The 8,728-nt window shown below is 40.3% G+C and carries 8 protein-coding genes; 3 read left to right on the forward strand and 5 right to left on the reverse strand.

The genetic code is table 11. From position 1 onward, the window contains the following. Positions 1 to 78 precede the first annotated feature (78 nt). A complete protein-coding gene (locus B2X33_RS04935; RefSeq protein WP_296668060.1) occupies positions 79 to 2,385 on the forward strand; it encodes a pectinesterase family protein in 2,307 nt (768 codons plus the stop codon). Positions 2,386 to 2,535: 150 nt separating this feature from the next. Here the strand turns inward: B2X33_RS04935 and B2X33_RS04940 are convergent, their stop codons facing one another. Next, positions 2,536 to 3,123: a hypothetical protein gene (locus B2X33_RS04940; RefSeq protein ID WP_296668062.1), complete on the reverse strand. Its 588-nt coding sequence runs from the start codon at positions 3,121 to 3,123 to the stop codon at positions 2,536 to 2,538. A gap of 300 nt (positions 3,124 to 3,423) precedes the next feature. On the opposite strand from B2X33_RS04940, the gene B2X33_RS04945 reads away from it, so the two are divergent. Together B2X33_RS04945 and B2X33_RS04950 are read left to right on the forward strand one after the other, a co-directional pair. Continuing rightward, positions 3,424 to 3,825 carry a hypothetical protein gene (locus tag B2X33_RS04945; RefSeq protein ID WP_296668064.1) on the forward strand — a complete coding sequence of 134 codons (402 nt, stop codon included), beginning with the start codon at positions 3,424 to 3,426 and terminating at the stop codon, positions 3,823 to 3,825. Between the two features lie 24 nt (positions 3,826 to 3,849). Then, positions 3,850 to 4,113, forward strand: a complete 264-nt coding sequence (locus tag B2X33_RS04950) for a hypothetical protein (RefSeq protein ID WP_296018804.1) — start codon at positions 3,850 to 3,852, stop codon at positions 4,111 to 4,113. A 90-nt stretch (positions 4,114 to 4,203) separates the two neighbouring features. Here B2X33_RS04950 and B2X33_RS04955 read toward each other — a convergent pair whose 3' ends face one another. From B2X33_RS04955 to B2X33_RS04970, 4 genes are all read right to left on the reverse strand, one after another. Further along, positions 4,204 to 5,772: an Eco57I restriction-modification methylase domain-containing protein gene (locus B2X33_RS04955; RefSeq protein WP_296668070.1), complete on the reverse strand. Its 1,569-nt coding sequence runs from the start codon at positions 5,770 to 5,772 to the stop codon at positions 4,204 to 4,206. 10 nt (positions 5,773 to 5,782) lie between these two features. Further along, positions 5,783 to 6,247, reverse strand: a complete 465-nt coding sequence (locus B2X33_RS04960) for a hypothetical protein (protein WP_296668066.1) — start codon at positions 6,245 to 6,247, stop codon at positions 5,783 to 5,785. A gap of 581 nt (positions 6,248 to 6,828) precedes the next feature. Beyond that, entirely contained in the window at positions 6,829 to 8,328 is a 1,500-nt protein-coding gene (locus tag B2X33_RS04965) for a flotillin family protein (RefSeq protein WP_296668068.1), read from the reverse strand. A gap of 79 nt (positions 8,329 to 8,407) precedes the next feature. Then, on the reverse strand, positions 8,408 to 8,728 hold a 321-nt coding region (locus B2X33_RS04970), incomplete at its 5' end, for an HI_1054 family type III restriction endonuclease (RefSeq protein WP_524539501.1).

Raw genomic sequence — 8,728 nt, forward strand, 5'->3', positions numbered from 1 at the left:
TCTCAGTCTGATGACACAAACGGCGCAAATGTTTAAATTAGAAGTGGAATTACAATTTTTTTGAAAACGGAGGAATTCATGTTAAAAAAATTGACTATGGCATTGCTTACTGCAGGAGCATTCTTTGCTGCAAACGCCGCTCCTAAAGTAACAATTTCCGGAAAAGGAGCAAATGCTTCTTTCGACACAATTCAGGCGGCAATTGATTCTGTAAAAGACGACGGTGAATACACAATCAGCCTGCCAAAAGGAACTTACAACGAAGTTCTTTATTACAACGGACCGGCAACAATCAAACTGTCCGGCCAGACAACGGAAAAATACGGAAAGGACGTAATCATTGCCGAATCAAATGACGGCGACATCTGTCTTAACAAACGCGCAGACAGCGCGCAAAAAAAACGCTGCATTATTGAATTTGAAGGAACTGGAAACCTTATTCTCGAAAATCTTACCGTTCAGAACACTTTTGAACGCGGCTCTGTAAAAGGCTCAAACACACAGGCGGAAACCCTCGGCTACGACGGAAGCGGATTTGTCGCAGCTTATAACTGCTCGTTCCTTTCTCATCAGGACACATTGCGCACGACCGGAAAAACCTGGTTCTACAACTGCTATGTCGAAGGCGACACCGACTTTATCTGGATGGAAACAACAGGAAAAGTCGCCCTTTTTGAAGAATGTGAAATCAACGCAATTTACGACGAAAAGCACACAACAAAAATTGCCTATGTTGGAGCGCCTCGCATGGAAATTGGGCCTGCAGCAGGCAAAGGCCTTGTAATTTACAATTCAAAGCTCATAACAGACTCTCGCCAAAAAACATATTTAGGACGCACACCGTGGAGAGCAGGCTATTACAACCAGATTGCCTACATCAACACAAAGGCGGACGGAATCGAAAAAGAAATCTGGCTTGACCAGCCTTTGACCGCTCCAGGAGTTCCGCAGAATATAATCGGCTGGAAGATGGACAGCAAAACTGCAAAAAACCTTAAGCTCAATACAAAAAATCGCGCCGATATTATTCCAGAGGCAGATGTTAAAAACGAATTTAACGGACGCAATGCAATCGTAAACCGCTATTTTGATATTTTGAGCAACAAATACAGAAAAGACAGCGACACAGAATGGAATCTCAATTCGCTTGCCGCAAAATCTGGCTGGAAAGTTTCAAAAGACAAGTCTTCCGCGCTTGCAAAAGGCGAACAGGACAAAAAAACAGTTTACACATTTGACGGCACAACAGACAATTCCGCTCTAAAACTCAACGGATTTGCAAAAGAAGAAGGCAAATCTCATGCTGAAGGAAATGCCGGAGATTCAATTACAATTCCACTTTCTACAAAGGCAATTGTAAAAGTTACAGGCTACTACCTTGGAACAGGAACAGTCAAAGCCGGAAAACAGGGGCCTGTTTCTTACTACTTTAGCAACGGCACAACCGATTCAACTCTTTCAAAATCCTACGTTGTTTACGAAAATAACAGCGAGCTTTCAATAACGGCAGACACAAAAACCTACATAACAAAAATCGAAATACTGCCAGACGAAAGTTTGACATTCCGCCCGGTAACAGCAATCAAGGTAAATACCTACAAAAACCGCAAACAGCTGCAGGGCAAAAAAACAATGCAGATGAGCGCAGTTCTAACACCGCAGAATCCGACAAACGACGAATACACCTGGTCAGTTTCTGACCCCGACGCAGCCGAAATCGATCCAAACGGCTACCTGACAGCAAAATCTGTAAAAGAAGACTGCGTAATCAAAGTAATTGCAACTTCAAAAGACCAGAACGGCGTAAAAGGCGAAGCAGACCTTAAAATCTTAAAACCGGAAGAAGGCGCATTCTCGGCAATCTGGCTCAACAGCGAAGCTGCATCAACAACACTCGAAGGAAAAAGCGACGACACTTCAGTTGCAAGCGTTTCAAAAGCAATTCCTTCAAAAGGAAACTGGGCTTACAATTCAGGCAAAATCACATCTGACATTGCAAAAGGCGCGCTCAGTTTTAGCGGTTACAGCGAACCTATTACAGGACGCGACAAAGTTTACATCGACTTCCCGATTACAGCAAACAGAAAAATTGAAATAACAAATATCGAAGTTTCTTACGGAAACCACGGAACAAGCAACATGGCCTGCCAGATAATGTGGCTCAAAAACGGAAACAAAGGCAACATAGCCGACGACACCGACCGTCAGGTACGCAACACAAAGAAAAGCTACCGCGCTTACCCGACAGTAATAGCCGAAAAAGGCGAAACCGTAACAATCCGCGTAATTCTTTACGGACTCAACGGCACAGGCGACATTCCAATTCCGACAGGAAAATCGCCGACAATCGGAACCGTAATCATAAACGGCCGGGCTGCAAAGTAATTCGCAAAAAAAGAGGAGCGCATCTCCGCACTCCTCCAGCCTTTCGCCCTTCCGCACAGCTCCATCTCAGGCAAAAAGCCTGAGACTACGGGGCTACAGCCTGGGCTAAGAATTCTGTTCAAACCAAACAAAAAACAGTCTTTTTGTAAACTATTCCAAGTTATTCAAAAGATAAGTCGCAAGAAGCCTTTTCCAGTTAAAATTTTCCAAATCAGAAATACTTGCATAACGATTTTGTGTTGATTTTTGCAGCTGCAGAGGAATATTTTGGTCTTTGCTTAATGCCTCACGGTTTTTAAGATAAATCGCTTTCCAAAAAAGTTTCATATTCGAATACGAATAAGAAGTTTCAGACGTAGAAGTTAAGTCGTCAACAGAACCAAAGCTCTTAAAAAGATACTGAGTGCTAGTAAGCGTCGTAAGAAGAGAATTTGTTTCGCCGGAACCAAGAGTTACAAGAACAGAAATAGAGTCCTCAGGAATCGATTCAATATCAGAACGCAATCCTGTCGAAGAATCATTCGGCTTAACTTCTTTAGAAGCATAATAAAAGCTGACATTCAAAACTGTGCTGGAGGAGCCGTTTTCAGAAGCATAAGTTACAGGCATGGTGCACCAAGTATCAGAAGGCCCTGTCAAATCGTCCAAAGCCTTTGAATCTTCTTCCGAGCAACCTTCAAAAAACAATCCGCAAAGCAAAACAGCCGCAAAGCCAAAAATTTTATTCATTTTTTTCATAGTATCTCCAAAAATAAAATTGATTTAACAGTTTACCCCCCCCACCCCGCACTTTGTCAAGCAAAAAGGCTGTGCCGCAATTTTTTCTGGCCGCCGGCAATTTTACCGGCGACCAGAGACGGCAGAAAAGAAATAACAAAACAAACTTTTAAGCCTGCTAGTATTTATTTAACAGATGGTTTAATATTTTTATAAACTTCAATTTTGGAGGCACCGGCTGTTTCCCACTTCGTTGCGAAGCAACTTAAAAAGTCAACCTAAAAACTGAAGTTTTTAACCTTGCTTTTTATTGGAGTTTTTATGAAAAAGAAATTTGCTATTTTGCTTTTTTCATGTTTATTGGCATTGCTATTTACGGGCTGCGATGAAGTTCTTTCAGTAGTAACATGCAATGAAGATGGTGAAAAAGTTGTAAACAATTACATTTCTATTTATGGCGACAAAGTATATGACGAAACAAGTTCCATAAAATCATGGACAGACCTGAACATATTTAATGAAGGTTTTTTCGATGTTAACGATATGGATGACCTAATAGATGACCTGCTTTTTAAAATCGAAAATAAAAAAGAGAACATTGTTGTTCTTGGCTCAAAAGATACTGCCATAGAACTAATTTTTTTTGACGGTGGCTATAACTACACGCTTTTTTCTTCAGCGGAAAGTATAAACAGCGCAATAAATAGCGGCTTTGATTTCTAACATAGCAAAAAGGAGAAAACAAGAATGGGTAGATTTTTTAAATTTTTGACAATATGTTTTGCAGTATCAACGCTTGCAGTTTCCTGCGCAAAAAAGCCTCTTACCCTTGACAATAATACTTCAATGAAAACTTTGCTCAAAGCAAATGATGAAGAAATAAAAGATCTCATCATAAAAGAGGCAAAAGAAAAAGCAAATATCTCTGAAGAAAATATAGATGTTGAATACATTTTACGCGATGAAAAAGCTCAGGTTATTGCAACAAAAATCAAAATAAACACAAAATAGAAAAATATTGACAACAAAAAGCTCGTTGAGCCTGCGCTAGGATTCGGCTCGGAGTCGATGGAATAAAAAGGCAAAAGGCATTTTTGTCTTTTATGTGGCGTAAATCATATTGAAAATAGAATCCAGTTCTCTTTGAACAGCAAGTTTTTTTTCCGTTTCGTTGTTTTCGGCAGAATTCAATGCAACGGAAACTAAATTGCAAACATTTTCAAAAGTCTTTTTGTCAGGCTCTTTGTACGGAATCTGTTTTATGTAGTTTGAAGAGTTGTTTGCGGTCGGGTTTATTAAGTGGATAATTTTATTTGCAATCTCGCTGTTCATTAGGCCTAGAAGATACAGAAATTTGCTTTCATCTTTCGGAAAAATTCCTACGATTGACTGGTCGAAAACTCTGTTTTCCATTACAAAGGCGTTTATGCGGCTTGATTTTACCATCGGAAGCCCGATGCCTTTCTTGAAATAAAACGAGGAATTCTGAAAACGAGATTTTTTATTGCTGTTGTAATACTCGACAGTCTTCTTATCCCAGCGGACAAACCATTCATCATTTTCCTTTATGTACTTTGTCTTTGAAGAGCTTTTTATGTAAGGAATATAAGCCTCATCTGAATTTTCAATTCCGCAAATAGAATCGCTGATTATGACTTTATTTGGATTTACAACTTCATAATTCTTAGAGCCTTTTACCGATTTGTCTTTTACGCGTATAAATTTTGTGTTGTCGCCGGAATAAAAGCCTGTTACAACATCAGCGACATCTCCGACAGTTTTAGAAGAATTAAAAATAAAGTTCTCTGATTTTTCTGTAAGAATAAATCTTTGCCCTGCTGAATTGAAAATATCCCCCTGATTTAGAGTGAATTTTTCTATACAATTGGGCAATTCTGCCTGTTTGCTATGAATTAAAGAAAATTCCGCAGGATTTTTGAAGCCTTTATAGACTGAAATTTCATTTTTTAGCGATGACTGTTCGTCGCTTCGTTCCAGAGTAATTATAGAGAGATTTGAGTATCCGAAACTTACGCCCGGAAAGAAATTTGACGGAAAGATAAGAATTTCTGAAATTTTTGTTTTTGACAAAAGAAAATTCCTTAATTTCTGATGAAGGTTCAAAAACATAAAAGTGTCAGGAATGATAAATGAAAGTTTTCCGCCGAATTTTAATACCGATATACAACGCAAAAGAAAAAGAGAATAAGTCTCCTTTACATATTGCCCAGGATATTTTTTCTTCAGCAAATCACGTTTTTCGTAATCTTGCCATGCTCCGTAAGGCGGATTCCCGATTATTTTTGTGTAATGTCCGCATGTTTTTTCAAACAAGTCCAAATTTTCATCAAACAATGTGTCTGTGTTTTTCAGCCATAAAGCCGCATCCTGAAAAGAATCCAGTTCAGAATCGAACAATGTGTCAGTTTCCCTGACATTCACACGGCTTTCATTTTTATATTTTTCCTTTAAGATTAAGATTGCTTTTTTATCTATATCAAGCGCGTCTATATGAATATTTTTATTTGCAGTCAATAGTTCGTCTATAAAAAGTCCGCTTCCTGCCGACGGTTCAAGCACAATATCATTGTCTTTAATATCCAGCATTGAAGCCATATAAGATGTGATTTCTTTTGAGTCTGTATAATATGAGCAAAGTCTGTCGTGCATATTTTTCACTTTACCAAGTTAAGTATTTCAGCAAATCGTTTTCTTCAAGATGTTTCTTGAACGTGCCGCTTATGTCGCATTTCCAGTCCGCATTTTTATCAAGCCATTCTCTTATATTGAATCCTGTGAAATTTTTTATGGCATTGTAACATTCATCTGCACAGTAAATATCCCAAAGTTTGGAATTTTTCAAAGTCTGCAAATAATGATTGTTTTCCTTTTCCTGCTGCCTGACAAAGATCATCTGCTTCTCATTCTGACCTAGAGATTTAAAAATGCTTGCAACAAGTAGAAGCCTGTTTGTATTTCCTTTTTCATTTGAACTGAAGCCGCTCTTGAAGTCGCAATTATAATGAATTTTGTTTTGTTCAAAATGCAAATCAAGATTCAAATTGATTCCGCCGCTGTCAACCATAGTCCAAGGAATTTCATATTTTTCTTTCAGCTCTTTTTTCGTTTTTTCATCAAGCGCCAAAGATTCTATAAAAGTTATTGCGTCTTTTTGAATTTTATCCTGAATTTCTTGAAATGCAGGAACATCAATAATTTTTAATTCATTTACTGGATAAAAGAAAGGGAGCTTGCAGAAAGGTTCCCCAAAGTTCCCCGATTCTGCGGGAAAAAGTCATATATTCATACGGCCAGATTTCATTCCGATATTCAAGCATGACAATATATGAGGAATAGGTTAATAAAAGCAGTTCATTCAGCAGTTTTTTATTTTTCCAGCTGCTGTTTTTTGCAGTTTCAAGTATTTTTGAGGATTGAAAGTCTTTTGCGGTTTTTATCCGCTTGTTCATTTCCGAAGCTTTCTTTTTTAAGTCGAATTTAGTTTTCAATAAATCCGAATAAATTTTCTCCGCTTCATTTCTGAGCAAGTCAATATATCCGCTCTTTGTTTTTGGATAATCCATGGTCAAAATGTAACATAAATATAGTATTTTTTCTATAATAGATAAAAAGGAAAAGTTTTGAGGTGTGTTACTAAAGATCATTTCAAATTTTTAGAACACACCTCAAAAATGTTTCTTCCGAAGTTTTTATTCAGCTAAAAGACTACTCTTTTTCGGAATTCTTTTTATCATTTTTGTTTCCGGCGGCCTTTCCGCCGATGAATCCAGCAAGAAGAGACTTCATATCGATTCCGAGCGACTCGCCCAAGCCCTCGCTTATCTGTGTAACGTTCTTCATTATGTCAGCCTGCAGCTTTGACGAGTCTCCGCCGTACATATAGATTTTATCAACGTTCTGGTAAGACTTTCCTGCAGCCTCCGCAATTTTCGGAAGCTGCTCAAAGTAAACTTTAAGGGCGTCAAGCTCCATCTGCTGGCGCGCCGCGTCTCCGTAAAGCTTCATCGCCTCAGCCTTTTCACGCATACCTTCCGCTTCCGCAACGAGCTTGGCCTTTATTGCCTCGGCTTCCGCCTCGCCCTGCGCCTGAATCGCCTCCGCAAGAGATTTCTTTCCTGCCGCCTCGTTTTCCATCGCAAGCTTTTCAGCCTCGGCTTTTTTCTGCTTCTGGTAGGCCTCGGCTTCCGCCTGCTTTTGAAGCTCGAACGCCTCTGCCTCGGCCTTGCGCTGCCTTGTGTAAAGCTCCGCGTCGGCTTTCTGCTCCGCCGCGAATTTGTCCGCCTCGGCAGTCTTCTTTATATCTGCGTCAAGAGCCTTCTCCTTGATTGCGACTTCCTTTTCCTGAATTTCAATCTGCTTTTCCTGCTTTGCGATGTTCGCGTCCGCCGCCTTGATTTCAAGAACCTTGCGCTGGTTTTCCGTCTCGATTCCCATTGCGGCCTCGGCCTTTGCAGCCTCAGTGTCCGCCTGGAGCTTGAGCGCGGCTTTCTTTATCGCCAAATCGTTCTGTTTCTGGGCAATCTCAAGCTCGGCCGCGACGCGCGCATCGTTTGCGTCCTTGTCGGCCTGCGCCTGCGCAATCTTGATTTCAGCCTCGGCCGCCGCCTTCGCCTTTGCCGCGTCCTTTGAAATGCTCACGGTGTTCTCGATACCAAGATTGTTGATTACGCCGTTGTCATCCTTAAAATTCTGAATATTGAAAGTAGTAAGCTCAAGCCCCAAGTCCTCAAGATTCGGCTTTACGTTCTGCGCAATCTGCTCGGCAAGAACCTTCTTGTCGCCCTGAATCAAATCCTTCAGTTTAATCTGGCTTATAATCTCGCGGATATTTCCCTCAAGAACCGGCTTTACAATGTCGGCGATGTTTCCGGTCGTGTAGCCGATGAATTTCGCCGCCGCCTTCTTCATAATCTCGTTGTCCTGGGAAATCGCGATGTTCGCAATAGCGTCAACCTTGATGTTTATGGCGTCCTGGGTCGGAATAGACTCCTTGCTTACAAAATCAACCTGAATGTTCTCAAGCGTCATGTAGTCAATCCGCTGCAAAAACGGCACAACAAAAACCGCCTTTCCTGTAACCGTCTTGTTTCCGAACGGCCCGACACGGATTCCAATTTTGTTCTTAGGAACTTTCTTGTAGGAACAGAAAAAAATCACCAGCAGAAAAACCACCGCGATAACAAAGAAAACAGAAAACTCACTCATTTTCGCCTCCAAAAAGAATATAAATTCAGTCTAAAGCATAAACACTTAATTGCAAGTCCGTTATTTCTTGCTTTTCCCTTCACACAATCTCTTCAAACCGTTCACGGAATTTTTCTTTCATCGCCTTGTCGCCTGCGTTAAAGAACGTAAGCCCCAAAAGACAATATTTCTCAGTTTCTTTTCGCACTGGCTTTGAAAATCCGTACCGGCTTGAAATTTCTTCCAAGAATTCTTCTTTCCAACTGTCTTTTTCGGCAAGATGTTTTCCTTTCGGCTCTATAAAAACCTGAAAATATGCGTTCTCGTCGTTTTTTCCGTGCAAAAGCAGTAGAAAATCCGGCTGAAATCCCTGTCCGTCCTTAAAGGCGAAAATTTTGTAAACTTCCTCGTTCCGCAAAAG

Source organism: Treponema sp. UBA785, assembly GCF_002297065.1.
Classification (GTDB): Bacteria; Spirochaetota; Spirochaetia; order Treponematales; family Treponemataceae; genus Treponema_D.

Excerpts from the sequence above, each read along its gene's own strand:
- B2X33_RS04955 (WP_296668070.1), bottom strand. The coding sequence starts at position 5,772 with ATGCACGACAGACTTTGCTCATATTATACAGACTCAAAAGAAATCACA.
- B2X33_RS04950 (WP_296018804.1), top strand. The coding sequence starts at position 3,850 with ATGGGTAGATTTTTTAAATTTTTGACAATATGTTTTGCAGTATCAACG.
- B2X33_RS04945 (WP_296668064.1), top strand. The coding sequence starts at position 3,424 with ATGAAAAAGAAATTTGCTATTTTGCTTTTTTCATGTTTATTGGCATTG.
- B2X33_RS04965 (WP_296668068.1), bottom strand. The coding sequence starts at position 8,328 with ATGAGTGAGTTTTCTGTTTTCTTTGTTATCGCGGTGGTTTTTCTGCTG.
- B2X33_RS04935 (WP_296668060.1), top strand. The coding sequence starts at position 79 with ATGTTAAAAAAATTGACTATGGCATTGCTTACTGCAGGAGCATTCTTT.
- B2X33_RS04940 (WP_296668062.1), bottom strand. The coding sequence starts at position 3,123 with ATGAAAAAAATGAATAAAATTTTTGGCTTTGCGGCTGTTTTGCTTTGC.